Annotated in this window: 21 protein-coding genes and 1 tRNA gene; 16 read left to right on the top strand and 6 right to left on the bottom strand. The window is 65.9% G+C overall.

The window, feature by feature from the left end; all coding sequences use genetic code 11:
- Window positions 1-48 precede the first annotated feature (48 nt).
- Window positions 49-735: a DUF2490 domain-containing protein gene (locus ACFB49_RS04690; RefSeq protein WP_380876594.1), complete on the bottom strand. Its 687-nt coding sequence runs from the start codon at window positions 733-735 to the stop codon at window positions 49-51.
- A gap of 125 nt (window positions 736-860) precedes the next feature.
- Here ACFB49_RS04690 and ACFB49_RS04685 point away from each other — a divergent pair, with 125 nt between their 5' ends.
- Together ACFB49_RS04685 and ACFB49_RS04680 are read left to right on the top strand one after the other, a co-directional pair.
- Window positions 861-1184: a YnfA family protein gene (locus ACFB49_RS04685; RefSeq protein ID WP_380876592.1), complete on the top strand. Its 324-nt coding sequence runs from the start codon at window positions 861-863 to the stop codon at window positions 1182-1184.
- Window positions 1185-1267: 83 nt separating this feature from the next.
- Window positions 1268-2278 (top strand): aldo/keto reductase, encoded by a 1011-nt coding sequence (locus ACFB49_RS04680; protein WP_380876590.1) that lies wholly within the window; start codon window positions 1268-1270, stop codon window positions 2276-2278.
- Here the strand turns inward: ACFB49_RS04680 and ACFB49_RS04675 are convergent.
- From ACFB49_RS04675 to ACFB49_RS04665, 3 genes are read right to left on the bottom strand one after another with little or no spacing between them, the layout of a single operon-like run.
- The gene (locus tag ACFB49_RS04675; RefSeq protein WP_380876588.1) at window positions 2275-2592 is read right to left on the bottom strand and encodes a DUF3325 family protein; all 318 of its coding nucleotides are present in this window, start codon (window positions 2590-2592) and stop codon (window positions 2275-2277) included. The genes ACFB49_RS04680 and ACFB49_RS04675 overlap by 4 nt on opposite strands.
- Window positions 2582-4177, bottom strand: a complete 1596-nt coding sequence (locus ACFB49_RS04670; RefSeq protein WP_380876586.1) for a PepSY-associated TM helix domain-containing protein — start codon at window positions 4175-4177, stop codon at window positions 2582-2584. Before ACFB49_RS04670 ends, ACFB49_RS04675 begins: the two co-directional genes overlap by 11 nt.
- On the bottom strand, window positions 4174-4428 hold the full coding sequence (locus tag ACFB49_RS04665) for an iron transporter (protein ID WP_380876584.1): 255 nt from the start codon (window positions 4426-4428) through the stop codon (window positions 4174-4176). Before ACFB49_RS04665 ends, ACFB49_RS04670 begins: the two co-directional genes overlap by 4 nt.
- Window positions 4429-4567: 139 nt before the next feature.
- Here ACFB49_RS04665 and ACFB49_RS04660 point away from each other — a divergent pair, with 139 nt between their 5' ends.
- From ACFB49_RS04660 to ACFB49_RS04635, 6 genes are all read left to right on the top strand, one after another.
- A complete protein-coding gene (locus tag ACFB49_RS04660; RefSeq protein ID WP_380876581.1) occupies window positions 4568-6913 on the top strand; it encodes a TonB-dependent siderophore receptor in 2346 nt (781 codons plus the stop codon).
- 324 nt (window positions 6914-7237) lie between these two features.
- The gene (locus ACFB49_RS04655; RefSeq protein WP_380876578.1) at window positions 7238-7684 is read left to right on the top strand and encodes a nuclear transport factor 2 family protein; all 447 of its coding nucleotides are present in this window, start codon (window positions 7238-7240) and stop codon (window positions 7682-7684) included.
- A gap of 62 nt (window positions 7685-7746) precedes the next feature.
- A complete protein-coding gene (locus tag ACFB49_RS04650; RefSeq protein ID WP_380876577.1) occupies window positions 7747-9879 on the top strand; it encodes an FAD-dependent oxidoreductase in 2133 nt (710 codons plus the stop codon).
- A 1-nt stretch (window position 9880) separates the two neighbouring features.
- Window positions 9881-10624 (top strand): SDR family NAD(P)-dependent oxidoreductase, encoded by a 744-nt coding sequence (locus ACFB49_RS04645; protein ID WP_380876574.1) that lies wholly within the window; start codon window positions 9881-9883, stop codon window positions 10622-10624.
- Between the two features lie 2 nt (window positions 10625-10626).
- Window positions 10627-11355 (top strand): SDR family NAD(P)-dependent oxidoreductase, encoded by a 729-nt coding sequence (locus ACFB49_RS04640; protein ID WP_380876571.1) that lies wholly within the window; start codon window positions 10627-10629, stop codon window positions 11353-11355.
- The gene (locus ACFB49_RS04635) at window positions 11352-12509 is read left to right on the top strand and encodes an MFS transporter (protein WP_380876568.1); all 1158 of its coding nucleotides are present in this window, start codon (window positions 11352-11354) and stop codon (window positions 12507-12509) included. Before ACFB49_RS04640 ends, ACFB49_RS04635 begins: the two co-directional genes overlap by 4 nt.
- Here ACFB49_RS04635 and ACFB49_RS04630 read toward each other — a convergent pair.
- The gene (locus ACFB49_RS04630) at window positions 12506-12991 is read right to left on the bottom strand and encodes a nuclear transport factor 2 family protein (protein ID WP_380876565.1); all 486 of its coding nucleotides are present in this window, start codon (window positions 12989-12991) and stop codon (window positions 12506-12508) included. The genes ACFB49_RS04635 and ACFB49_RS04630 overlap by 4 nt on opposite strands.
- Window positions 12992-13058: 67 nt before the next feature.
- Here ACFB49_RS04630 and ACFB49_RS04625 point away from each other — a divergent pair, with 67 nt between their 5' ends.
- From ACFB49_RS04625 to ACFB49_RS04590, 8 genes are all read left to right on the top strand, one after another.
- A complete protein-coding gene (locus ACFB49_RS04625) occupies window positions 13059-14174 on the top strand; it encodes a helix-turn-helix transcriptional regulator (RefSeq protein ID WP_380876562.1) in 1116 nt (371 codons plus the stop codon).
- A gap of 301 nt (window positions 14175-14475) precedes the next feature.
- Entirely contained in the window at window positions 14476-16752 is a 2277-nt protein-coding gene (locus ACFB49_RS04620; protein WP_380876559.1) for a TonB-dependent receptor, read from the top strand.
- A gap of 10 nt (window positions 16753-16762) precedes the next feature.
- Window positions 16763-18271 (top strand): carboxylesterase/lipase family protein, encoded by a 1509-nt coding sequence (locus tag ACFB49_RS04615; RefSeq protein WP_380876557.1) that lies wholly within the window; start codon window positions 16763-16765, stop codon window positions 18269-18271.
- Window positions 18272-18324: 53 nt separating this feature from the next.
- Window positions 18325-18912 carry a HutD family protein gene (locus ACFB49_RS04610; RefSeq protein WP_380876554.1) on the top strand — a complete coding sequence of 196 codons (588 nt, stop codon included), beginning with the start codon at window positions 18325-18327 and terminating at the stop codon, window positions 18910-18912.
- A gap of 12 nt (window positions 18913-18924) precedes the next feature.
- Window positions 18925-19001, top strand: a tRNA-Pro gene (locus tag ACFB49_RS04605).
- Between the two features lie 115 nt (window positions 19002-19116).
- Window positions 19117-21297 carry a molybdopterin-dependent oxidoreductase gene (locus tag ACFB49_RS04600; RefSeq protein ID WP_380876551.1) on the top strand — a complete coding sequence of 727 codons (2181 nt, stop codon included), beginning with the start codon at window positions 19117-19119 and terminating at the stop codon, window positions 21295-21297.
- Between the two features lie 27 nt (window positions 21298-21324).
- Entirely contained in the window at window positions 21325-21846 is a 522-nt protein-coding gene (locus ACFB49_RS04595) for an acyloxyacyl hydrolase (protein WP_380876548.1), read from the top strand.
- A gap of 63 nt (window positions 21847-21909) precedes the next feature.
- The gene (locus ACFB49_RS04590; RefSeq protein WP_380876545.1) at window positions 21910-23526 is read left to right on the top strand and encodes a long-chain fatty acid--CoA ligase; all 1617 of its coding nucleotides are present in this window, start codon (window positions 21910-21912) and stop codon (window positions 23524-23526) included.
- Here the strand turns inward: ACFB49_RS04590 and ACFB49_RS04585 are convergent.
- Window positions 23523-24686 carry an acetyl-CoA C-acetyltransferase gene (locus ACFB49_RS04585; RefSeq protein ID WP_380876542.1) on the bottom strand — a complete coding sequence of 388 codons (1164 nt, stop codon included), beginning with the start codon at window positions 24684-24686 and terminating at the stop codon, window positions 23523-23525. The two genes, ACFB49_RS04590 and ACFB49_RS04585, sit on opposite strands and share 4 nt — an antisense overlap.
- Window positions 24687-24719 lie beyond the last annotated feature (33 nt).

Genomic DNA, 24719 nt, shown 5'->3' with positions numbered 1-24719 from the left:
CGATGGTGCACCGACGCGAGGTGGACGGCAATAGCCCCACACGCATCGTCAATGTCGCAGGAACAGGCTCACCGACAGCACGTGGTTCACGCGCTGCTGGCCGCCGCGCTGGTTGATGAGCTGATTCAGATAGCCAAGCTCGATCGTCGACGCTCCTCGCAACCCGATCTCCGCGCCTGCAAACACCCGCAATTGATCGAAGCCGCTCTTGGCGCCCCAGTCGGTACTGTTGAGCGCGACGAAGCCTTCGGCATAACCCAGCGCCGCGGTTTTACCGCCGGCGGCCAGCGGCACTTCCAGCCGCGCCATCTCGCGCAACCGCCAGCCCATATCGTCGCCATCCGATCGCCAGCGTTGCTCCAGCCGCGTGCGGCTGGAAAACTCACCGCCCCAGGGCCGCGCCACGATCCAGCTCAGTTGCTGGAAGCTACGATGCTCGCGAATGTCGGCACCGTCATCGACCGGTGAAATCACCCGCGCATAGCCCTGATAGGCGGTGAGATTCGGGGCGAGCTTCCACCCCACCGCGGGGCGCAGCAACAACTGGTCCAGCCCGTCCGCCCGATCCCCCAGGCGCGGCTGGATCTCCGCAAAATAGACGAGCTTGCCGCTAATCGACCCCTGCGCCGTCAGGTTTACCCAGAGCTGTGCATCATGATTGGTGCGCGCCGCGGCGGGCATGGCGCCAAGGCAGAGGATCGACGCGGCGAGCATCGCCAGCGGCATTTTCAACATCACGGAAACGGAACACCTGTCGAAGCAATATGGAGATGCCGCTGCTATCCCGTCCGAATGTCTGCTCCATCGCCGGACGGCATCGAACTATTGCCGCCCTCGCCGTTCGGTGCGAGATCAGGTTGATGACCGCCATCGCCTATCTCTGTGCAGCGATTGCCGAAATCGCCGGATGCTTCGCCTTCTGGGCGTGGCTGCGGCTCGATAAATCGCCATGGTGGATCGCGCCGGGCATCGCCTCGCTCTGTCTGTTCGCCTACCTGCTCACCCTGGTCGATGCCGAACATGCCGGTCGCGCTTATGCAGCCTATGGCGCCGTCTATATCGCGGCGGCCATCGGCTGGCTGTGGGTCGTCGAAAGCGCGAAGCCCGATCGCTGGGATCTGATCGGCGCCGCGATCTGCCTGCTCGGGTCGGCGGTTATCCTATGGGGGCCCCGGCCCGCATGATACCAGATGCCGCCTCCATTCCCGTAGAACTGGAATGCAAAGTCGAACGCACCAGAATCTGAAGATCAGCCGGAGTTGACGTCATGACGCTTCCTACCCGCCGCATCGGCCCGCTCACCGTCTCCGCGATCGGCCTCGGGTGCATGAACCTGAGCCACGCTTATGGCCGCATGCCCAGCGAGGAGGACAGCGCCCGTCTCCTCAACCACGCGCTCGATCTCGGCATCACCTTCCTCGACACCGCCGCGCTCTACGGCCATGGCGGCAATGAACGGCTGATCGGCAAGCATGTGATGCACCGCCGCCGCGAATTCACCCTCGCCAGCAAATGCGTGCTCGACATGTTCAACGGCCAGCGCGGGCTGGATGGCCGGCCGGAGGCGATTGCCAGCACGCTCGATCAGGCGCTCGGCCGGCTCGGCACGGACCATATCGATCTTTATTATCTCCACCGGCTCGATCGGAACGTCCCCGTGGAGGATTCGGTCGGCGCGCTGGTCCGCGCCAAGGAAGCCGGCAAGATCGGCGCGATCGGCCTGTCGGAAATGTCCGCCGCCACCATCCGCCGCGCGCACGCCGTCCACCCGATCGCCGCGATCCAGACCGAATATTCGCCCTGGGTCCGCAACCCGGAAGTGGCGGTGCTCGACGCCTGCCGCGAACTCGGCATCGGCTTCGTCGCCTTCTCGCCGGTCGCGCGGGGTTTCCTGGCCGACGCGATCAGCAGCGACCGTTATGAGCAGGACGATATCCGCGCCGTCATGCCGCGCTTCGTCGAACCGCAACTTTCGCACAATCTGAAACTGCTCGATCGCTTTCGCGAGCTTGCCGCCGCCGCCGGCTGCACGCCGGCCCAGCTTTCGCTCGGCTGGGTGCTGGCGCAGGGCGGCGACGTGGTCCCCATCCCTGGCACCCGCAGCATCGCCCATCTCGAGGAGGATGTCGCCGCGGCGCATATCCGCCTCGACGACGAGATCATCGCGCAGGTCGACGCGATCTTCACACCCGGTGCGGTCGCCGGCCCGCGTTACTCGCCCGCAATGCAGGCGATGATCGACACCGAATTGCTGCCGGAAGAGCTGGAGACGGCCTAAAAAGGCGCGGACAGGACGGCCAGCACGATCGCCGCGACCCCCGTTCCCAAAGCGGCACGGGGCCAGCGCGAAAGCAACAGGAGCAGCACGATGCCGGCAAGGCTCAGCATGCCCGCCCACGCCACCCAGCCCTGATAGGGCCCGAAATGCCGCACCGCCCGCCAGGCGGCGACGCCCAGGATCACCACGGCCGCCACCCGCAGCACCGTCGCTGCCGGCAGACCGGACATGGCGACATTCCGGCGCAAGCGGGGCGTCGACAAGGCCCAGCAGGCCAGCCCGGCGTAGGAGATCAGTGCCGGCTCAAGCTGCATCGGCCATCTCCCGCAGGCCCGCGACCGGAGCGTCGCTGCGCCTCTGCGCGCGCGCCGCCTTCGCCGTCTTCACCGCCACGCGCCACGCCGCAAAAGCGAGCAAAGCCCCCGTCGCTAGCATGGCGATGTCGAAGGCGACGAACAAACTGTCCCCCTTGGTGATCGAGGCGAACAGCCCGCGATCGGTGGTGAGCGCATTAACCAGCGGGATTGCGAAGAAAGCCGCCGCGGACAAGCCCAGCGTCTCGATCCAGGCCCGCCGTATCGGCCGCAGGCAGGCGAGCGCCGCCAGCCCGAACCACACCCAGAACATCGCGCTCACCTCCAAGTCGCTCCGCCCCGGCATCGCGGCGGGCAGCAGCCGGTTGGCGAGCAGGAAGGCGGCCATGCCCGCCGGCAGGCAGGCGACCGCCCCGACATTCAGCCGCTCGACGAGCCTGATACCGAAGAAGGGCGCAGCATTGGGCCGCTTGCGCTTCACCGTCCACAGCACCAGCCCGGTCCCCACCATCGCCGTGCCGGCCAGCCCCAGCAGGAAATAGGTCCAGCGCAGCACCGGCCGGGCGAATTCGCCCATGTGCAGGCCAAGCATCACCGATGCGGTCTCGATCGCCGGGCCCTGCGGCGGCGATGCCGAAAGCTGGCGGCCGTCCACACCCGAATAAGTGATCGATCCACCCCGCGCGCCGAGCGTGTCGCGGCCGCTGCGGATCAGCTTGATCGTCGCATTCGTATCATTGGGATTGCGGATGACGACGGTCGCTGGCGGCGTCCCGCCCCATATCCGCGTGGCATCCGCAATGATGGGCGCGACCGCCACCAGCACCGCCGCCCGCCCCGAAGCCTTCACGTCCGGCGCCTCGCCATAGGCCGCGGCATCGAAGGTCGCCGGATCCTTGTAGGTCGCGTTGATCGGCCACGGCATATACATGAACATCAGTGTGATCAGGCCGGTGTAGGTGATCATCGCGTGGAACGGCAGGGCGATCACCGCCGTCACATTATGCGCGTCGAGCCAGCTCCTCTGCCCCTTGCTCCAGCGCAGGGTGAAGAAATCGACGGAGATGCGCTTGTGGGTGATCACGCCCGAGATGATCGCGGCGAGCATCGCGATCGCGCACAGCCCCGCAAGCCAGCGCCCCCAGGGGTGCGGCAATTGGAGCTGGAAATGGAAGCGGTAGAAATGCTCGCCTCCCTTCGTCTCGCGCGCTTCCAGTCTCTCTCCGGTCTCCGGGTTCAGCCGCAATTCCGGGCGGCGCGGCTTGGGTGTCGCCTTGGGATCGGGATTGGGCCGTTCGCGGATGAAGATCCGCGTCGCTGCGGTGCGATCGTCGGGCAGATAGATGAACCATTGCTCGGCATCAGGCGCGACCTTCTGCAGATGATCGACCGCCACCTTCGCCGCCGTCGCTGCCGGCACGCGTGGCAGATCAAGCTCGGGCTGCATCCAGCGCGTGATCTCCGGCCGGAAATAGCTCGCCGTGCCGGTCAGGAACATCGCGAACAATATCCAGCCGGCCAGCAGGCCCAGCCAGCCGTGGATCCAGGCCATAGACTGGCGCAGGCTCGGCACTTCGGGCGTCATGCCGCGGTCCCGAGCAGCCAGGTGCTTCCGCCCGCCAGGATCGCCACGCCCCAGATCACCGCCATCACCCGCAGCAGGCGACGTTCGTGGAACGCCCACAGCAGCAGCCCGGCATAGATCAGGAAGGACAGGATCATCGCCCAGACCACCGCCTCGGGACGGCTGATCGGCGCCAGCCGCGCGGCCAGCGCAGCCATGCCCGCTACCGCCGCATAGCCGCCGACGAATGCCGTCACGACACGCGCCGTCATCACGCCATGTCTCGTCCCTCGCACGCTCGCCATATGCCCCTTTCACGCAGACTCGGCCGCTAAGTCCCTTGCCCTAATCACTTTGCCCGACTAATCGCAACTGCGAATCTATCGCATTAGCAAAAGGGGCACAATCATCATGCGTTTCTCCGCCGTTCTCCGGCGCCGCCATCATGCGGCCTTGTTCGGTCTTTCGCCACTGGCGCTGGCCGCAGCGGCGGCGATGATCGCGGCCCCGGCTTATGCCGAAGATGCAGTGGCGGAAGCGGCGGAAGCCGAGAATGCGGCCGACACCATCCTCGTCACCGGCGTCCGCGAAGAGGGTGTCGCCTCGGGCACCAAGACCGGCACGCCGCTGATCGAAACCCCGCAGGCGATCACCGTCATCGACGGACGGGAACTGGAGCGCCGCAACGCCATCTCGCTCAACCAGGCGGTCGGCTATGTCGCCGGCATCTCCGCCAACCAGCGCGGCGGCACGGTTTCGCGTTATGACCAGATGTTCCTGCGCGGCTTCGCGCCCGGCCTGTATCTCGATGGCATGCGCCTGATCGCCGGCCCCTATTCGACCCCGCAGACCGATTTCAACCGCATCGACCAGATCGATATCCTCAAGGGCCCGGCCTCGGTGCTCTACGGTAACGGCACGCCCGGCGGCCTCATCAACCTCACCAGCAAGATGCCGGAGGCCGAGGCGTTCGGCCGGTTCGAGGGGCAGATAGGCAATTATAACAGCCTGCGTGCCGTGGGCGACGTCAACCAGCCGCTCGATGCGGACGGCAAGTGGCGCGCGCGCGTGGTGGGCGGCTGGCAGAAGGCCGACGGCTTCACCAAGATGGCGGAGGCCGAGCGCTATCATGTCAGCCCGTCGCTCGCCTTCGTGCCGGACGAGAAGACCAGCATAACCCTGATCGCCTCCTACCAGCACTCGCCCTCGGGCGGCGGCTATTCGGGCGTGTCGGCCTATGGCTCGGTCCTGCCCAACCCCAACGGGCCGGTCGCCTATAATATCAACACCGGCGATCCCGCTTATGAGGTCTATGACCACAAGCAGAAGTCGATCGCCGCGATCGTTCGCCACGAATTCAACGATCACCTGGCCTTCCGCTCGAACTTCCGATTCCAGAACAACAAGCTGACCTACCGCCAGCTTTATGTGGCGGGCTTCCGCACCACCGGCACTGGCCTCAACATCAACAGCGATTTCTCGACGATCATCCGCGGCGGCGGCGGCGCGGACGAGGATTTCGACACGCTGACGATGGACAACAGCTTGAACGCGAAGTTCGAAACCTGGGGCATCGAGCATGACGTGCTCGTCGGCCTCGATTACCTCAACATCACCGGCGAGAATGTCCAGCAGTTCAACACGGGTCAGACCGCCAATCCGCTGACCAGCGTCCCCAATCTCAACCTCTACAACCCGGTCTATGGCGGCCAGATGCCGAGCATGGACCTCACCGTCCTGTCGCCCGCTTATGTCAACACCTACACCAAGCGTGATCAGATCGGCCTCTACATCCAGGATCAGATCAAGATCGGCCGCCTCGCGCTGATCGCCAGCGGCCGCTGGGACTGGTATGATCAGAACACGCTCAACAAGAAGAACAATGCGGTGACGCCGCTGTCGCAGAGCGCCTTCACGATGCGCCTCGGCGCGCTCTACGAGTTCGAATTCGGCCTGTCGCCTTATGTCAGCTATTCGGAATCGTTCGAGCCGCAGGCCGGCGCCGATTATCTCGGCACCCCCTTCGATCCCACCACCGGCAAGATGTTCGAAGGCGGCCTCAAATATCAGCCGCGCGGGCTGAACGCGATCTTCACCCTCGCCGCTTATGAGTTGAAGCGGCAGAAGGTGCCCGTCGGCGATCCGCTGGCCGGGACCGCCGGCCGCCCCAGCAATGCGCAGGTCCAGATCGGCGAAACCCGCGTCCGCGGCGTCGAGCTGGAGGGCCGTGGTGAAGTCAGCCCCGGCTTCGATGTGATCTTCGCCGGCACCTACACCGATGCGGTGATCACCCAGGGCACGCCCGCCGTCCCCGCCGCCGCGTCGACGCTGACGCGGCTCGGCACCACCGGCATCCCGTCGACCACCGGCACCAAGGCGCTGGGCGTGCCGGAATGGCAGGCATCGGCCTTCCTTTCCTATGATTTCGGCAAGGGCGGCGCGGGCGAACAGCCGCTGGGCGGCCTCAGCCTCGGCGGCGGCTTCCGCTATGTCGACGGCTCCTGGGGCACGACGAGCTACAAGGTCGTCAACAGCGTCACCACCTTCGAATCCTTCAAGACCAAGGGCTTCACCCTGTTCGATGCAGTGATCGGCTATGATCTCGGCTTCGCCAGCCCTTCGTTGCAGGGTCTCAGCGTCGCGTTGAACGCGCAGAACCTGTTCAACAAGAAGCACATATCGGCCTGCCCCTTCACCAACAGCTGCTATTTCGGCGCGCTCCGCACCGTGGTGGGGTCCGTTCGCTACAAGTGGTGATCTAGTCTGCTTTGTCGGAGAGAACGGACGTCACTTCAGAGCCCTCTCCCGCCTTCGCGGGAGAGGGTTGGGTGAGGGGCTTCTTCTCGGTTCGGGGTTGAACGAAGAAGAAGACCCTCATCCCCCACCGCCTGCGGCGGCGGGCCCCTCCTTCTCCCGCGAAGGCGGGAGAAGGCAGTTTTGTCGCTTGTCCTGACAGTCCGCACTCAAGCCCGAAAACCGCAATAACGGCCACAAACCGGATTTGCCCCCGCAGCCTAATCCAAACCGACTAGGCACGGCCCGCAGCCAGCGCGCATAACTCTCCGATAAATGGAGAGGTGAATGACGACGCCGGAAAATCGCGCGCTGTTCCTGAAGATGCTCGATGCGCTCGGGCAGAAGGATTTCGATACGTTCCAGGCGTGCCTGGCCGACGACGTGTTGCTCGAATGGCCTTTCCCGGTGATGGAAGGCTTCCCGTCCGAGGCGCGCGGCGCCAAATGGTTCCGCGACAGCCTGGAAGCGAGCTGGGTCGATTTCGCGCCTTATGCCTATCGCATCGTCGCAGTGCACGACATGGCCGATCCGAACGCGCTGGTAGCCGAATATACATCGCACAGCACTTACCTGCCGACCGGCGCGCCCTATGAGAACGCCTATGTCAGCGTCGTCGAGTTCACCGATGGCCGCATCAGCCGCTGGCGTGAATATCTGAACCCGCAGGTGATCGCCCGCACGCTGACGCCCGGCGCGGCCTGGACCGAGGATCGCGGGCCGGTCGCGGCCTGATCCCGCCCGCCCCACAGAAGGCCAGCCCGAAACCGGGCCGCACAAGAGGAAGATACCCCAAGATGGCGCAGAGTTTCGCGCACCTGCTGAAGCCGGGCCGCATCGGCGCGATGGAGCTTCGCAACCGCATCTTCATGACGCCGATGGGCTCGAACCTCGCGGACGAGGACGGCGTCACCGGCGATCGGCTGCGGGCTTATTATGTCGAGCGCGCCAAGGGCGGCACCGCACTCATCACCATGGGCTCGGTCTCGATCGGCTACCCGGAAGGATCGGGCAACTGGCGCAACGAGGCGATCGCCGACGATCGCCACATCCCCGGCATTCGCGCACTCGCCGATGAACTACACTCCCATGGCGCGAAGCTCGCCGTCCAGCTCCAACATGCCGGCCTGGTTGCGATGAACGACATGCGCGACGGCCGCCCGCTCTGGACCCCCTCCGAACCGCTGATCGGCAAGGACAGCGGCGACATGATGGATGGCTTTCTGGAGGAGGAATATCGCATCTTCACCGCGCCGATGGCGGCGATGGGGGAGATCCGCTACCGCGTGATGACGGCTCAGGACATCGAGGAACTGGTCCAGATGTTCGCGTCCGCCGCCGTCCGTGCGGTTTCCGCGGGCGTCGACGCGATCGAGCTTCATGCCGGCCACGGCTATCTCATCTCCTCCTTCCTCAATCCGCTGATCAACCGCCGCACCGATGATTATGGCGGCTCGATCGAGAACCGCGCGCGCCTGCTGTGCGACATCATCCGCGGCGTGAAAAAGGCAGTGGGCTCCAATGTGCCGGTCTGGCCGCGGCTCGACAGCCAGCATTTCCTGATCGACGGCGGCGTCACCGTGGAAGACGCGATCGTCACCGCGCGCCTCGCGGCCGAGGCCGGTGCGGACGCGATTCACGTCACCGCAGACGGGCATCCGGGGCGTGGCGCGACCTATTCCACCGGCCATGCGACCGACAATCGCAACGCCTTCGTCCCCGCCGCCGCCCGCATCCGCGCCGCCGCCGGCGTGCCCGTGATCTGTCCGGGCCGGATCGAGCCCGCCGATGCCGATCGCTTCATTGCGGACGGCAAGCTCGATTTCGTGACGATGGGCCGCAAGCTGCTCGCCGATCCGCACCTTCCGGCCAAGCTCGCTGCGGGCAAGCCGGAAAGCGTGCGGCCCTGCATCTATTGCTACACCTGCATCAGCCAAATCTTCTTCAGCCGGCCGGTGAAATGCGCGGTCAATGCGGAGACCGGCTTCGAACGCGAACGCGCGCTGACGTCCGTCGAAAAGCCCAAGCATGTCGCCGTCGTCGGCGGCGGCCCCGCCGGCATGGAAACCGCCCGCCGCCTCGCGAAGAAGGGCCATCGCGTCACCCTGTTGGAAATGTCCAACCGCCTCGGCGGCACCGCCCGCTTCGCCTCGATCGCCTACGCCCCCAACCAGGGCATCGTCGATTGGCTGAAGCATGAACTGGCCGGATCGGGCGTCGCCATCCGCCTTGGCACGCGCGCCACGCCGGAACTCCTCCGATCGCTCAACATCGACGAAGTGGTAGTCGCAACCGGCGCGAAACGGGCGATGCCCCCGATCCCCGGCGCCGACCTCCCCCACGTCTTTTCCGGCGACGACATGCGCCGCCTGATGCTCGGCCTCGATCTCGATACGCTGACCGACAAGACCGACTGGACGACCCGCACCGCAATGAAGCTCGGCGCGCTTACCGGCCTCACCGCGCGCCCCGCCTTCATCCGCGCCGCCAGCGAATATTGGATGCCGTTCGGCGGACGGGTCGCGATCATCGGGGGCGAACTGGTCGGCCTCGAACTCGCCGAATTCCTGGCGAAGCGCGGCCGCAAGGTGACGGTGCTCGATGATGCCGCCAAGTTCGGCGCCGGCCTCCAGGTCGTCCGCCGCTGGCGCGTGCTCGATGAGATCCGCGAACTCGGCGTGACACTGCTGCCCGAGGCGCATGACGTCGAAATCCTCGAAGGCCAGGTGCGCTACACCAACCCCAACGGCCAGCAGCGCACCATCGCCGCCGATCAGGTAATCGTCGCCAAGGGCGCGACCGGCGACGAGAGCCTCGCCGACGAACTCCGCGCCGCCGGCTTCACCGTCCACACCGCCGGCGATTGCACCGGCGTCGGCTATATCGAAGGCGCGATGCACGACGCCGCCGAACTTGCAGGAAGGATCTGAAATGGGAGGAAGGCTCGACGGCCGCGTGGCGATCGTCACCGGCGCGGCATCGGGGATCGGGCGGGCGACCGCCCAGCGGCTGGCGCGCGAAGGGGCACGCCTCGTCCTCGCCGATCTCAACCGCGACGGCCTTGCCGCCGTTGCGGCGGAAACCGGCGGGGACATCTTCGCTTTCGATGCCGGCGACGCGCAATCCTGCCGGGATCTGGTGGCGCAAGCGGTTGCCGCAGCCGGCCGCATCGACATCCTCGCCAACATCGCCGGCATCATGGATTGGGGTCCGATGGCCGATTTCGGCGATGATCGCTGGGAACGGATGCTGCGCATCAACCTGTCGGGCGTATGGCACCTCAGCCGCGCAGCACTCCCGCACCTCGTCGAGACCAAGGGCGTCATCGTCAACATGAGCTCGGCCGCCGGCCTTGTCGGCATTCCCTATACGACCGCTTATTGCGCGTCGAAGGCAGGCGTCGTCGCGCTCACCAAGTCGCTTGCGATCGAGTTCGCCGCGGCCGGCGTCCGCATCAACGCGATCTGCCCGACGGGCGTTAAGACGGCGATGCACGGCGCTGTCGCTCTGCCCGAAGGCGTCGATATGGATCTGGTGATGCGCAACTCGCCCAAGCTTGGCGACCTTTGCGAGCCGGAGGATATTGCCGCCGCCGTCGCCTTCCTCGCGTCGGACGATGCGCGCAAGATCACCGGCATTGCGCTGCCCGTCGACGCCGGCCAGACTGCGGGATGACCATGCACGGCATCAGCTTCGATTTCACTGGCCGTCGCGTGCTGGTGACAGGCGCCACCAGCGGCATCGGCGCGGCGATCGCGCGAGCCTTCGCCGATGCGGGGGCCGAGGTCATCTCGACCGGCACAAAAGCATCAGCCGCCGATTATGATGCACCGCCGCCGGGCGAATATCGCCAGTTCCTGCTCGGCAACGCCGCCAGCACCGATGCGCTCGCCGCCTCGCTCGATCGGCTCGACATCCTCGTCAACAATGCCGGCGCGACCAGCCACCCGGAGGATTTCGGCGAAGCGGTGGACGTGAATCTCAAGGGTGTCCATCGCCTCACCACCGCGGTCGCACCGCTGCTGGAGGCGAGCAGCCATCCCGGCGGCGGCGCGGTCGTCTCGATCATTTCGATGATGGCGGTGTTCGGCAATTCGATCTTCCCCGGCTACAGCGCCGCCAAGGCCGGCCTCGTCCTGATGACCAAGTCGCTCGCCCAGGGCTGGGGCCAGCGCAGCATCCGCATCAACGCCGTCGCCCCCGGACCGGTGCGCACGCCGATGACGATCCGCTACGCCGACGACCCGGCTTACGGCCCCGCCACGGCCCAGCGCATGGCGCTCAACCGCTGGGGCGAGCCGGAGGATATTGCCGGCCCGGTCCTGTTCCTCGCGAGCTCCGCGGCCGCCTTCATCACCGGCGAATGCCTGGTCGCAAGCGGCGGCTATATGATCGCCGAGGCATGAGCAGCCACCCGCTCCGTTTCCTGACCGCGCTGGCTGGGCCGGCCCTGGTGTCGCTGATCCCGATGGCGGTCGCTCCGGCACTGCCGGCGATGGCGGCGGAGTTTGCCCACGGCCATGACGGCGCATTGTTCGCGCAGATGATCATGACAATGCCGGCGATCATGCTGATCCTCGGCGCGCCGCTGGCGAGCCTCGCCTGCGAGCGGATCGGCATCCGGACGACGTTCCTGACTGCCGCGGCCCTGTTCGCCATCTCGGGCGGAGCAGGGTTGCTGGTCGAGGGCTTCCCGGCGCTTGCCGCCTCACGCCTCGCACTGGGCCTTGCGGGCGGCGCGATCCAGACCTGCACACTGGCGCTGGTCGGCCGCTGGTATGACGAGGATCAACGCCACGCCGTGCTCGGCTGGATGGTGAGCCTCGCTTCGGCCGTCGCCATCGGCGGATTGGTGGTGGGCGGCTGGCTGGTCGATGTCGCGGGCTGGCGCGGTCCCTTCGCACTCTATCTGCTCGGCCTGATCCTCCTCTTGCTCGGCGCGGTCGTGGTCGAACGCCATGCGCCCGGCGAGCGGGTCGCAGAAGAAGGCGGCTTCCGGCCGTTATTACCGCTCTGGCCCTTCTATCTCGCGATCCTCGGCCTCACCCTCGCCATGTTCATGCCCGGCATCCAGGGGCCGTTCCTGATCGCCGAACGCGGCTCCAGCAGCGCGACGCTGGCCGGTATCATCGTCGCCGCGAGCCCGATCGGGGCGGTGCTCTCTTCGGCCGGTTTCGCCACGATCCGGCGCCACCTTTCCGAACGCGCCGTGCTCGGATTGACGGCGCTGCTGCTCGGCGGCGGCTGCCTGGTCGCGGCGACGGCGGGCAGCACCGCCGGGATCGTCGCGGGCTTCTTCATCACCGGGCTCGGCGCAGGGATGGTGGAGCCCAATATCGGTTCGATCATCCTCGGCCGCAGCCCGCACGCCCTTCACGCCCGCGCATCGAGCCTGATGATCAGCGCGATGTTCCTCGGCCAGTTCCTCAATCCGCTCGCGGCCGATCCGCTGCGCACCGGCTTCGGCACCGCCGGCGCTTTCCTTGGGATTGGCGGGGCGACGGTGGCCGCGGGACTGGCCTTGGTCCTGCTCGCCAGGCGACGCCCGCTTCCCGCCTAGCCTGCCAGCGGTTTCGCCCCATTGGCCCGCGTCGGCTTGATCGTGCCGAAGTCGCGGCCATGGCGGGAAAGATCGCCGACGATGTCGTTGCCCATCGTCCGTTCGACGATCCGCCAGCGGCCGTCGCGTTTCTCCAGCCGGTCGAGATAATCACCGCCGATCACGGGCGCCAGCGGACCGTCCTCGGCCTGCTGGAAGACCATCACATAGGATGAAACCCGCGCCCGATCCTCGCCCTCCGGCACGATCATCACATTGGCGAGCATGTGTCGCGTGCGCGGCGTGCCATCGGGATAGGTGATAACCCAGTTGCGGAATGCGGCGGCCACCGCGGCCGGATCGCGATCCGCCATCACCGCGCCGCCGCTATAGACGATCGCATCGCCCAGCAATTCGCCCACCGCATCGAAATCCCCGGCATCAAGCGCGAAAGGATAGCTGAACAGGACATTCTGGATGGCGAAATAGTCGTCGGCTTGCATCACCGTCTCCCGGCCCGATTGCGGCTTCTGCATATCATCCTAGAGTGGCCCGCGGAGACGCCAAGCGATGAACCGAGCCACGAACGATATTGAGGACTTTTCCCGCCTGGTGCGGGCGCTCTACGCGTCGCTCGTGGCCGAACAGCCATGGCATGGCTTCCTCACCGAATTGCGCGACCAGTTGAACGCCCAGTTCGCGACGCTGATCGTATCCCGCGCCGCCAGCTTCGCCCCGAGCCTGATGGTCACGCCGCTGGGCAAGGCCCAGGACATTGCGGACTATTGCGACCATATGTTCCGCATCGACCCCTTCACCGATCTGCCCGAAGGCAAGGTGGTGTCGCAGTTCGAGCATCTGACCGAGAAGGGTTTCAAGCAATCCGCCTTCTACCGCGACTATCTCCAGTTCGAGGACACATCGCACATCCTCGGCTTCGACCTGCGCACCGGCGGCTTCGTGACGGCGATCCGGGTGACGCGGACCAGCGGCGGCGAACCTTATACGGCAGAGGAACGGACGCGGTGCGAGCGGATCATCCCGCATATCCGCCAGGCCATGGACATCTACCAGCGGCTCGAAACCTCGCGCTCCGAACATCAGGTCTATTCGGGCGCGGTCGAGCAGTTCGCGCTCGGCGCGGTGATCCTGGACGAGCATAACAACATCATCCGCTGCAACCCGATCGCCGAGGCCATATTGGAGGAAGCCGACGGCATCGGCCGCGCCGGCCGCCGGCTGACCCTGGACAATGCCGCTGCCGATGCCGATTTCCGCGCCTTCCTGAAGGATGCACGGGCCGCATCCGGCCATGTCTTCCGGATCGAGCGACCGTCGGGCCGCCGCGACATCGGCATCGTCGCCCGGACAATCGCGACACCCGATTATCTCCACGCCGGCAGCGCGCCCGCGCTTGCCCTTTATCTCGGCGATCCCGAGCGGCAGATGCAGGTCAACGCCGAAGCGCTCCGTGAACTGTTCAACCTGACGCCGACCGAGGCGGCGATCTCGGCCTGCGTCGCCAACGGCCTGTCGGTGCAGGAAAGCGCCGAGCGGCTCGGCATCGCCAGCAACACGGTGCGCGCGCATCTGCGCTCGATCTTCGCCAAGACCGGCGTCGCGCGCCAGTCGCAGCTCGTCCACCTCGTCCACACCAGCTTGCCGGAGCTTGCCGCGCGGCGTTGAACGGCCCATCCGCGGCCTGGATCGCCTCACGAGGAGAGGCCCGAAGGCCCCTCCCCGATCGGACACCGGAGGAGTCGAGTTTGCGTCACGATTCCCGGTGCGGCGACAGATATATAAGCAGGCGAAGCTAATGCAACTGACTCGCATTACCTTAATCCATGTTCGGATACGTTATGCCCGACGCCGCCTAATCCATTTCGACTAGTTGATATGAAGGTGTCGGCCCTGTCCCGTCCCCCGCACACTCCCCGTCCGAGAACGACCCGCACCGACAAGTGGGCGATCCGAGGGGAGATGACTGATGAGGAAGCTGCGTCCGTTCCTGCTTGGCTGTGCTGCCCTGGCCGCATTGCACCCGCTGCCGCTGGCGGCACAGGAAGCCACCCCGACCGCGTCTGAAAGCGGGCTTGGCGATATCGTCGTCACCGCGCGCCGCGTGGAGGAAAATCTGCAGAACGTGCCGGTCGCGGTCACCGGCTTCAATGCAGAGATGCTTAGCAACCTCAACATCGCCAATTTCGGCGATCTCGGCGCGACCGTGCCCAATCTCGACGTCCAGCGTCAGTTCGGTTCGGCCTCCGCCCCGCAATTCTATCTGCGTGGCGTTTCCACTGGATCGCTGAAGTTCGAAACCGACGCCGGCATCGGCCTCTATATCGACGGCGTCTATCTCGGCCGCCCGGCGGGCACCGCGTTCGACCTTGCCGATATCGAGCGGGTGGAAGTGCTGCGCGGTCCGCAGGGAACGCTGTTTGGCCGCAACGCGACGGGCGGCGCGATCAACTTCATCACCGCAGCACCCCGCGGCGAGCTAAGGGTGAAGGCCGAAGGCACCATCGGCAATTATGATCGCTACAAGGGCCGCGTGTCCGTCGACTTGCCGGCCTGGGGCCCGCTCTCAGTGCGGTTGAGCTATCTGCACGACGAAAATAGCGGCTATGTGAAGAATCTGACGCCGGGCCGCACCTTCACCTTCACCGAACCGTTCGGCACGGTGAAGTCCGCCAAGGATTTCGGCCGCGAGAATACCGATGCCGTCTCGGTCGCCGCCCGCCTCGATTTCGATGCGCTGAAGATCGACTACAAATTCGACTATACCGACAAGACCAGCACCCAGCTCGGCCAGCAGCTTCTCGGCTTCGATCCGAGCTTCGCGGGCACCGCGCCCTTCTTCTACAGCGATCCCAGCATCGTCGTCGGCCCGTCGACCAAGCGGCAGAAGGCGCTGGCGCTCGATTTCACGACGCCGTCGCATCTGAAGATTCAGGGCCACAGCCTGACCGCCGCTTATGACTTCAACGACCAGATCACGCTGAAGAGCATCACCGCCTATCGCAAGCTGGACGAGTTCGTCGGCGGCAACGATATCGACGGCGGCGCGCTCGTCGTCGGCGGCCTGCCCTTCACCCCGATCTCGTCCATCCAGGATCGCCATCAGGACCAGTGGAGCGAGGAACTCCAGCTTCTCGGCAATATGGGCCAGTTCGAATGGGTGGTCGGCGGCTTCTGGTTCAAGGAAAAGGGCAATGACGACAATCCCGTCTTCATCGGCACCCTGTTCCCGCCCGTCACGCTGGAGCCGAGCCGCGGGCCGGGCACCGGCACCACCGTCAACATCTTCGGCGTGCCGAGCGACTATCTGGCCGGGTCCGACGCATCGGTGCGCAACAAGTCGCTTGCCGGCTATGCCCACCTGACCTGGCGGAGCGACGCCTTCGAGCTGGCCGGCGGCATCCGCTACACCAAGGACAAGCGCCGTGAGGAGTTGCGCGCGGCCGGCCTCATCCCCTTCGTCACCCCGGCCGAGACGTTCAACGCATCGAGCGACCATTGGGATTTCGACGCGACCGCGACCTATATCGTCAACCCGGACGTGCGCTTCTACGCACGATTTGCGACTGGCTATCTGTCAGGCGGCGTGCTGGGCGGGGTCGAGTTCAAGCCCGAGACGGTGAAAAGCTATGAAGTCGGCTTCAAGGGCGACCTGATCGACAACACGCTCCGCATCAACGCGGCGCTGTTCCACACCGATCGCAAGAATGTGCAGACCCTGGCCTTCAACGCGGCGTCGGGCACCTTCATCCTGTCCGCACCCAAGGCGGAGGAGAATGGCTTCGAACTGGAAGTGATCGCCGTGCCGACCGAAGGGCTGACCTTCAACACTTCCTTCGGCTATCTCGACGCCAAGCTTGCCGACAATCCCACCTTGGGTCCGGTCAATTCGCTCGCGCCCAAATATACGCTGAACGTGGGCGGCCAATATGATGCGCCGCATTTCTCCAACGACAGCTATCTCTCCTTCCGCGTCGACGGCGCCTTCAAGGACAAGCGCCTGAGCGATCCCGTGCAGAACAGCGCCACCGCGCAACTGACGACTTTGCCGTCGCGCTTCGACATCAATGCGCGGCTGTCGCTGGTCGACATGCCGATCGGGGGCACCAAGGCCAAGGTGAGTGCCTGGGTGCAGAACCTGACCGACAATCAGAAGCTGGAATTTGCCCGCAACCTCAGCACGAGCGTGATCGGCGTGTTCCAGGTGCCGCGCACCTACGGGCTCGACGTCGGCTTCGAGTTCTGAGGCGCGGGTGATGGTGATGCGGGGCATGGTGGCGGCCTTCACACTGGCCGCCGCCGTGCCGGCCGCGGCGCAATCCGTGACGATCGACACGGGCCGATTGCAGGGGAGCGCACAAGACGGCGTCACCGCTTTTCTTGGCATCCCCTATGCGGCAGCACCCGTCGGCGCGTTGCGCTGGCGGGCACCCCAGCGGCCCGCGCGATGGGCCGGCGTGCGCGATGCGATGCGGCCGGGGCCGAGCTGCCCGCAGGTTCTCTCCTCCCCCACCCAATTGTCGCCGCTGGGCGAAACATCCGAAGACTGCCTGTTCCTGAACGTCACCGCACCCGCCGCACGCGGCACGAAGCGGCCGGTGATGGTTTGGGTCCATGGCGGCGGTTTCATCGCGGGATCGGGCAGCGAGGCGCATTTCGACGGGCGGGCGCTCGCGCGGCGCGGGGTGATCCTCGTCACCGTCAACTACCGCCTCGGCCGGCTCGGTTTCTTCGCGCACCCGGCGCTGGAGGCCGAACAGAAAGGCGAAGCACGCGGCAATTACGGCCTGATGGATCAGATCGCAGCGCTTCAATGGGTCAAGCGGAACATCGCCGCCTTCGGGGGCGATCCGAATAATGTCACGCTGTTCGGCCAGTCCGCCGGCGGCATATCCACGCTGATGCTGACGGCCAACCGGCAGGCGCGTGGCCTGTTCCACAAGGCGATCATCCTGTCCGGCACGACGCTGCAACCGCCGCGCGACATCGCCGTCGATCGCCCCGACAAACCCGCCGCGCTGACGCTCGGCAAGGCATGGGCGCGCCGGATCACGGGCGAAGCCAACCCGACCGCCGCCACGCTACGCGCCCTGCCCGTGGAGAAGATCGCCCCGCCTGCCCCCGCCATGGCGGACGTGATGGAATTGCTGGCGGCCGCCAGCCCGATGATGGACGGCCAGCTGATCGTCGAAAGCCCCTGGACGACGCTGACGCGCGATGGCGTGCGGGTGCCGCTGATTGTCGGCAGCACCAGCCGCGACACTTTGGTCTGGAGCTTCGCCGACGGCAAGGCACAGACATTCCCCTTCTGGTCGCCCCCGCCGAACCAAATTCCCGCCAACATCACAGATCGCGCCGGCTTTGCCGCCGACCTGCTGTTCGGCGCGGGCGCGTTCCGTCTGGCCGAACTGGCCGCACGCGGCCGCGGAGCCTGGCTCTATCACTTCGACACCGTGCCCGCCCCCTTGCGGGCCACGATCGACGGCAGCCCGCACGGCACCGAACTTTTCTACGCCTTCGGCACGCTCGATCGCTTTCCCTACCACCCCGAACAGATCGACGCGGACGACCGCAAAGTTTCGGACGCGATGCTCGATTTTTTCACCGCCTTCGCGAAATCGGGAAAGCCCGCCTCACCTGCAATATGGCCAACCTTCACGGGCAACGCGCCCCGCTACATGCACTTCACGCCGCCGGAAGTCCGCGCCGTGCCGGTGTCGGACGCGGCCGCGCTTCGATCGATCGTCCAGGCGTCAAACCCATAGACCCGCGCAAAGCGATCCCGCAGGATCGGCGTCCGAATTCTGCGTGGGACGAGATGGGCAAGGTTCAAACACTTCGCGCCGCGAACAGGGTGGCGATGCCGTGGAAGAATGGCGGCGGCGTCACCCATGAGGTCGCCATCTTCCCGAACGGTGCGGGCCTCAACGATTTCCAGTGGCGGCTGAGCATGGCCGAGGTGCGCGAGCCCGGCCCCTTCTCCGCCTTTGCCGGGATCGATCGGGTGCTGGCCGTGCTGGAGGGACGGCTGCGCCTGTCCGGCGAATCGGTGGGCACGGTTGAATTGACGGCCGCGACCGCGCCCCTCGCCTTCCCCGGTGACGCCACGATCCAGGGTGAGCCGCTCGACGGCCCGGTGCTCGATCTCAACGCCATGACTCGACGAAACGAGTGGCGCACAGAAATGATCGTGTTGGAGCCCGGCGAACATGCGGTAGCGGCATCCCGCGCGATCCTCGTCGCGACGGCGCCGATACAATGCGCGGCAGACGGCCGATCCCAACCGCTCGAACGGCTGGATTGCTTGCTGCTGGAGGATGTCGAACGGCTGCAATGGAGCGCCGGCACGGCCATCCTCGTCCGCTTCCTGCCGATCCCACTTGCGTTGGCGCCAGCCAAACCCTAGGGAAACCGCCGTCGGGGAGTGGCGCAGGCTGGTAGCGCACCTGGTTTGGGACCAGGGGGTCGCAGGTTCGAATCCTGTCTCCCCGACCACTTAACCCTTATCGGCGCCCGCTTTGTGGCCATATCGCGCAATATGGCCCATGACATGCTTGTTGTGCATGTGGGCCGGCCATAGCCTGCGGCATGATCCCTGCCGGAGGGTGCGATGGCGCAAAGCGAAGCGAAATCCTTCTGCCGTATCTGCGTGGGGCTGTGCGGCATGATCGTGACCACCGACGAGGACGGTCACATCACCGAGATGCGCGGCGACCGCGATGACAGCCAGACCTTGGGCTTCGCCTGCTTCAAGGGGTTGCAGGCGGCCGAAAGCCACAACAGCCCCGATCGCATCCTGCACCCGCTGAAACGCATGCCCGACGGCAGTTTCGTGCGGATCGGCACCGAACAGGCGCTGGACGAGATCGCCGCCAAGATCGCCGAGATCCATGGCCAATATGGCGGCGATGCGATCGGCGGCTACAAGGGTGGCGGCAGCTTCTTCACGTCGTCGGCGTCCTTCCTGATGCGGGATTTCTTCAACCTGCTCGGATCGAAGAAGGTCTTTTCCCCCAACACGATCGACCAGTCGGCCAAATATGTATCGGTCGGCCGGATTGGCGCGTGGCCGGCGGGCCGGGTGCCGTTCGACCAGAGCGACGTCTTCATGATCGTCGGCGGCAATCCCTTGGTTTCGGTCGCCTCCCCCGGCTTCGACACGCGCAACCCGGTGAAGCGGCTGAAGGAAGCCAAAGCGCGCGGGATGAAGCTGATCATCATCGATCCCCGCCGCAGCGAGACCGCCAAATTTGCCGATCTGCTGCTGCAACCGCTGCCGGGTGAGGATGTGAGCGTGCTGGCCGGCCTCATTCGCATCATCCTGAGCCAGGGGTGGGAGGACAAGGCGTTCGTTGCCGAGCATGTCGGCGATATCGAAAAGCTGCGCGCGGCGGTGGAGCCGTTCACGCCCGATTATGTGGCAGCACGCGCCGATGTGCCGGCCGACAAGCTGTTCGAAGTCGCGGACATGTTCGCACGGCAATGCCGGCGCGGGCCGGTGACGAGTTGCACGGGTTCCAACATGGCGCCCCATTCCAACCTGGCCGAGCATCTGGTCGAGACGCTGAACATCGTCTGCGGGCGCTATCTCCGCGCGGGCGAGCGGATCGGCAATCCCGGCGTGCTGACCCAGCGCTTCCCGCGCAAGGCGCAGGTGATCCCCGCGGCGCGGCCGTGGGAGGATACACCCAGGAGCCGCATCGGCGGCTTCGGCATGATCGACGACGAGATGATGACCGGTATCATGGCGGACGAGATGCTGGAGCCGGGGCCGGGCAAGATCCGCGTCTTCATCAACCAGGGCGGCAATCCGGCCTCGGCCGTGCCCGATCAGCGCAAGGTGGTGCGCGCGTTCCGATCGCTCGATCTGCTCGTCAGTATCGAGCCGTTCATGACCAACACGGCCCTGCTCTCCCACTACATATTCCCGCCTTACATGCAGTATGAGCGCGCCGATCTGCCGCTCTATTCGTTCGAGACGATGACCTATCCGACCGAGCCCTATGTCCGCTACACGCCCGCGGTGGCGGCGCCGCCCGCGAATGCGGAACTGAGCCACGAGATCGATCTTTTCTGGGGGCTCGCCAAGCGACTCGGCCTCGCGCTCGATCATTGGGGCGTGCCGATCGACATGGATCGTCCGCCGCAGATGGACGATTTCCTGTCGATCATCGCGCGCCATTCGCCGATCAGTCTCGACGAGATCAAGCGCCATCCCGGCGGCCTCGTCGTCGATATGGAACCGCAATTTGTGGAGCCAGCCGATCCCGACAATCAGGCGCGCTTCACGCTGATGCCCGATGACGTGTTCGCCGAAATGGCGGAGGTGGCCGGCGAGCGTATCGGCCTGCAGGGCAAAGCGGTGACGGGTGACGCCTTCACGCACCGCCTGGCCGTGCGGCGCACGCGTGAGTTGTTCAATTCCATGTATCGCTATCTGCCGGGCACGCGGAAACGTCTGCCCTATAACCGCGCCTTCATGAATCCGGACGAGATGGCCGAGCTTTCGATCGCCGCAGATGACTGGATCGAACTCGCGTCCGACACCGGCGCGATCCGCGCCATGGCGGCGGCCGACCCCGATCTCCGTCCCGGTGTCATCTCGATCAGCCACGGTTTCGGCGGCCTGCCCGACGAGGTGGATTATCGGAACGGCGGGGTTTCCCCCAACCTGCTGATCTCCACCGATCGCGATCTCCAGACGATCAACGCGATGCCCCGCATGTCGGCGATCCCGCTCGCCATCCGCCGCGTGAACAGCGAGCAGATGGACGTGGCGGAGGCGGGATAAAGAAAGCCGTGAAGGCGTTGTCGGTCCATGGCCATCCGCTTCGCATCGGCATTCTGCCTGCTCCTCGCATGGTCTGCGCCCGCATCGGCCGATATGATCTGGATCGGCGCCTATCAGCATGATGTCCGCCTGTCGCAGGAGAAGTTCGAGAGCGGGCAGGATCTGAAGGCCGGCTGGATCGGCAACCCGATCAAGGCGCTGCGGGGCATCGGCCGGCCGGCACCGCATGTCATCATCTCCACGAACCTTGATGGCGGCACCGATTATATCGCGGCCGGGCTCAACTGGACCTTCGGCTCCAAACTCTATGTCCGCCCCGGCATCGGCATCGCGGTGAACAATGGGCCGCGCAGGGCCTATCGCAACGGCCGCCGGGTCGATCTCGGCTCACCCGTCACCTTCGAACCCGAACTGGCTTTGGGTTGGCGCATCAGTGATCGCATCGCCACCGAGGCATCCTGGATCCATCTGAGCCACGCGACATTGTTCAGCGAGCAGAATCGCGGACTGGATTCGGTCGGCCTGCGCCTGCTGCTGAAGCTGCCGTGACCGTCCGGCTTGCGGCAAGGAGGCCGCGTGCTAACCTTCCCCCATAAGCGGGGAGGAAGACCGATGTTGCCCGGTTTGATGCAGACCGCACCGCTGCAGATCAGCCAGATCCTGAGCTTCGCAAGCACCGCGCACGGCGGCCGCGCCATCGTATCGCGCGCCGTCGACGAGCCGATCTGGCGCTATGACTGGGCCGGCTGCGAAGCCCGGTCCCGCCAGCTTGCCAATATGCTGCGCAGCATGGGCGTAGCCGCGGGCGATCGCGTCACCTCGCTCGCCTGGAACACGCACCGCCATCTCGAACTGTTCTTCGCCGTGCCCGGCATGGGCGCCGTGCTGCACACCGCCAACCCGCGGCTCAGCGACGAACAGATCGCCTACACCATCAACCATGCCGGCAGCCGCGTGCTGCTGTTCGAAAAGAGCTTTGTCGACCTGATCGACCGGCTACGCCCCCACCTGACGAACATCGAGCATTTCGTGCTGCTGACCAGCGCCGACAATCTGGCGACCACGTCCTTCGAAGCGGCCGGCTATGAAGCCCTGATCGCCGTCGAACCCGCGACGTTCGACTGGCCCGTGTTCGACGAGAACAGCGCCGCCTTCCTTTGCTACACGTCGGGCACGACGGGCGATCCCAAGGGCGCGCTCTACAGCCACCGTTCGGTCGTGCTGCACGCCATGGCGGGCGGACTGAACGGCGCGCTGGGGCTTTCGGCCTTCGATGTCGTGATGCCCTGCTCCTCGCTCTACCACGCGACCGCCTGGGGCCTGCCCTTCATCGCCGCGATCAATGGCTGCAAGCTGGTGCTGCCCGCCGATCGCATGGACGCGGCCGGGCTGGACGAACTGATCCGGGATGAGGGCGTCACCTGCTCTGGCGGCGTGCCGACGATCTGGACGATGTATCTCGCTCATCTGGAACGCACTGGCGGCAATACGGGTGCGCTCCGGACGCTCACCATCGGCGGATCGGCGGTGCCGCGGGCGATGGCCGAGAGCTTCCAGCAGCGCCACGGCGTCGCCGTCCGCCAGCTTTGGGGCATGACCGAAACCAGCCCGATCGGCGTCGTCGCCACCCCTACCCCGCTGCTGGCCGCGGAGGGCGACGAGGCGATGGACGAGGTGATCTGGACCCGCCAGGGCCGGATGCAGTTCGGCATCGAGCTCCGCATCGTCGATGAGGACGGCAAGCCGCTGCCGCACGACGGCGAAACCTCCGGCAACCTCATGGTCCGCGGTCCCTGGGTGATCGCGCGTTATTTCCGCCATGAGGAACCGGCCACCGACGCCGACGGCTGGTTCGACACCGGCGACATCGCGACGATCGACCGCTTCGGCTTCATGCGGATCACCGATCGCGCCAAGGATGTCATCAAGTCCGGCGGCGAATGGATCAGTTCGATCGACCTCGAGAATATCGCCTCAGCCTGCCCCGGTGTGCGGATCGCCGCGGTGGTCGGCCTCTACCACCCGAAATGGGAGGAGCGCCCGCTCCTCCTCATCGAGCCGCATGAAGGCGAGGTCGTCACGCCCGAGCAGATCCTCGCCTTCCTCGAACCGCGGATCCTGCGCTGGTGGATGCCCGACGCGGTGGTGATCGCTCCCGTGCCACTCACCGCCACGGGCAAGATCGACAAGAAACTGATCCGCGACCGTTATCGCGATCATCTCACCTAGAGCCGTTCGACGATCGTCACATTGGCGACGCCACCGCCTTCGCACATCGTCTGAAGACCATAGCGCCCGCCCCGCGCCTTGAGCGCGTGGAGCAAAGTCGACATCAGCTTCGTGCCGGTCGCGCCGAGCGGATGGCCCAGCGCGATCGCACCGCCATTGACGTTGAGCTTCGCCGGGTCCGCGCCGATCGCCTGCAACCACGCCATCGGAATCGAGGCGAAGGCCTCGTTCACCTCGAACAGGTCGATGTCATCGAGCTTGATGCCCGAACGCTGCAACGCCCTGCGCGTCGCGGGGATCGGCTCTTCCAGCATGATGACGGGATCGCCGGCGGTGACCGTGAGATTCACGATCCGCGCGATCGGCTTCAGGTTGAAGCGCTTGATCGCTTCCTCGCTTGCCACCAGCACGCCGCTCGCGCCGTCGGTCATCTGGCTGGCATTGGCCGCGGTGATGGTGCCGCCTTCGGTCAGCGTCTTGACCGCCGCCATGCTCTCGGCCGACGCGTCGTAGCGCACGCCATCGTCCTGGTCGAAGATGCCGTCGGGCGTGGCGACCGGCACGATCTCGGCCTTGAACGCGCCCGACTGGATCGCGGCCGCCGCCTTGCGATGGCTTTCGAGCGCGAAGGCGTCCATCGCCTCCCGGGTGAAGCCATATTTGGTGGCGATCGCCTGCGCCCCGTGGAACTGGCTGAATTCCTTGACGCCATAACGCTGCTGTACGCTGCTCGACCAGGGCCCGTCGCCGATGCCGGCCTGGGCGTGCAGCGTGAAGTTGGAGCCCATCGGCACCCGCGTCATGCTCTCTGCGCCCGCCGCGATCACCAGATCCTGCGTGCCGGACATCACCGCCTGCGCCGCGAATTGCAGCGCCTGCTGCGACGATCCGCACTGGCGATCGATCGTCACCGCCGGCACGCTGTCCGGCAATTTGGAGGCGAGCACGATATTGCGGCCAAAGGCGAAAGCCTGCTCGCCCGCCTGGCTGACGCAGCCGACGATGACGTCATCGATCGCCGCCGGATCGACGCCGGTGCGCTCGACCAGCGCATTCAGCACCGTCGCGCCGAGATCGGCGGGGTGGACGCCCACCAGCCCGCCCTTTCGGGCGCGACCACCGGCCGTGCGGACAGCTTCGACGATATAGGCTTCGGCCATTACGAGACACTCCTTGGCGCGGCGCGATGCGGA

The organism is Sphingomonas sp. DBB INV C78 (genome assembly GCF_042693015.1).
Lineage (GTDB): Bacteria > Pseudomonadota > Alphaproteobacteria > Sphingomonadales > Sphingomonadaceae > Sphingomonas_E.
The sequence above is the reverse complement of the archived record's forward strand: the minus strand, read 5'-3'. Positions and strand labels throughout refer to the sequence as shown.

What these genes read in the sequence shown, in the direction of transcription:
- ACFB49_RS04690 (WP_380876594.1), bottom strand. Translation starts at nt 735, where the DNA reads ATGTTGAAAATGCCGCTGGCGATGCTCGCCGCGTCGATCCTCTGCCTT.
- ACFB49_RS04685 (WP_380876592.1), top strand. Translation starts at nt 861, where the DNA reads ATGACCGCCATCGCCTATCTCTGTGCAGCGATTGCCGAAATCGCCGGA.
- ACFB49_RS04680 (WP_380876590.1), top strand. Translation starts at nt 1,268, where the DNA reads ATGACGCTTCCTACCCGCCGCATCGGCCCGCTCACCGTCTCCGCGATC.
- ACFB49_RS04675 (WP_380876588.1), bottom strand. Translation starts at nt 2,592, where the DNA reads ATGCAGCTTGAGCCGGCACTGATCTCCTACGCCGGGCTGGCCTGCTGG.
- ACFB49_RS04670 (WP_380876586.1), bottom strand. Translation starts at nt 4,177, where the DNA reads ATGACGCCCGAAGTGCCGAGCCTGCGCCAGTCTATGGCCTGGATCCAC.
- ACFB49_RS04665 (WP_380876584.1), bottom strand. Translation starts at nt 4,428, where the DNA reads ATGACGGCGCGTGTCGTGACGGCATTCGTCGGCGGCTATGCGGCGGTA.
- ACFB49_RS04660 (WP_380876581.1), top strand. Translation starts at nt 4,568, where the DNA reads ATGCGTTTCTCCGCCGTTCTCCGGCGCCGCCATCATGCGGCCTTGTTC.
- ACFB49_RS04655 (WP_380876578.1), top strand. Translation starts at nt 7,238, where the DNA reads ATGACGACGCCGGAAAATCGCGCGCTGTTCCTGAAGATGCTCGATGCG.
- ACFB49_RS04650 (WP_380876577.1), top strand. Translation starts at nt 7,747, where the DNA reads ATGGCGCAGAGTTTCGCGCACCTGCTGAAGCCGGGCCGCATCGGCGCG.
- ACFB49_RS04645 (WP_380876574.1), top strand. Translation starts at nt 9,881, where the DNA reads ATGGGAGGAAGGCTCGACGGCCGCGTGGCGATCGTCACCGGCGCGGCA.
- ACFB49_RS04640 (WP_380876571.1), top strand. Translation starts at nt 10,627, where the DNA reads ATGCACGGCATCAGCTTCGATTTCACTGGCCGTCGCGTGCTGGTGACA.
- ACFB49_RS04635 (WP_380876568.1), top strand. Translation starts at nt 11,352, where the DNA reads ATGAGCAGCCACCCGCTCCGTTTCCTGACCGCGCTGGCTGGGCCGGCC.
- ACFB49_RS04630 (WP_380876565.1), bottom strand. Translation starts at nt 12,991, where the DNA reads ATGCAAGCCGACGACTATTTCGCCATCCAGAATGTCCTGTTCAGCTAT.
- ACFB49_RS04625 (WP_380876562.1), top strand. Translation starts at nt 13,059, where the DNA reads ATGAACCGAGCCACGAACGATATTGAGGACTTTTCCCGCCTGGTGCGG.
- ACFB49_RS04620 (WP_380876559.1), top strand. Translation starts at nt 14,476, where the DNA reads ATGAGGAAGCTGCGTCCGTTCCTGCTTGGCTGTGCTGCCCTGGCCGCA.
- ACFB49_RS04615 (WP_380876557.1), top strand. Translation starts at nt 16,763, where the DNA reads ATGGTGATGCGGGGCATGGTGGCGGCCTTCACACTGGCCGCCGCCGTG.
- ACFB49_RS04610 (WP_380876554.1), top strand. Translation starts at nt 18,325, where the DNA reads ATGGGCAAGGTTCAAACACTTCGCGCCGCGAACAGGGTGGCGATGCCG.
- ACFB49_RS04600 (WP_380876551.1), top strand. Translation starts at nt 19,117, where the DNA reads ATGGCGCAAAGCGAAGCGAAATCCTTCTGCCGTATCTGCGTGGGGCTG.
- ACFB49_RS04595 (WP_380876548.1), top strand. Translation starts at nt 21,325, where the DNA reads ATGGCCATCCGCTTCGCATCGGCATTCTGCCTGCTCCTCGCATGGTCT.
- ACFB49_RS04590 (WP_380876545.1), top strand. Translation starts at nt 21,910, where the DNA reads ATGTTGCCCGGTTTGATGCAGACCGCACCGCTGCAGATCAGCCAGATC.
- ACFB49_RS04585 (WP_380876542.1), bottom strand. Translation starts at nt 24,686, where the DNA reads ATGGCCGAAGCCTATATCGTCGAAGCTGTCCGCACGGCCGGTGGTCGC.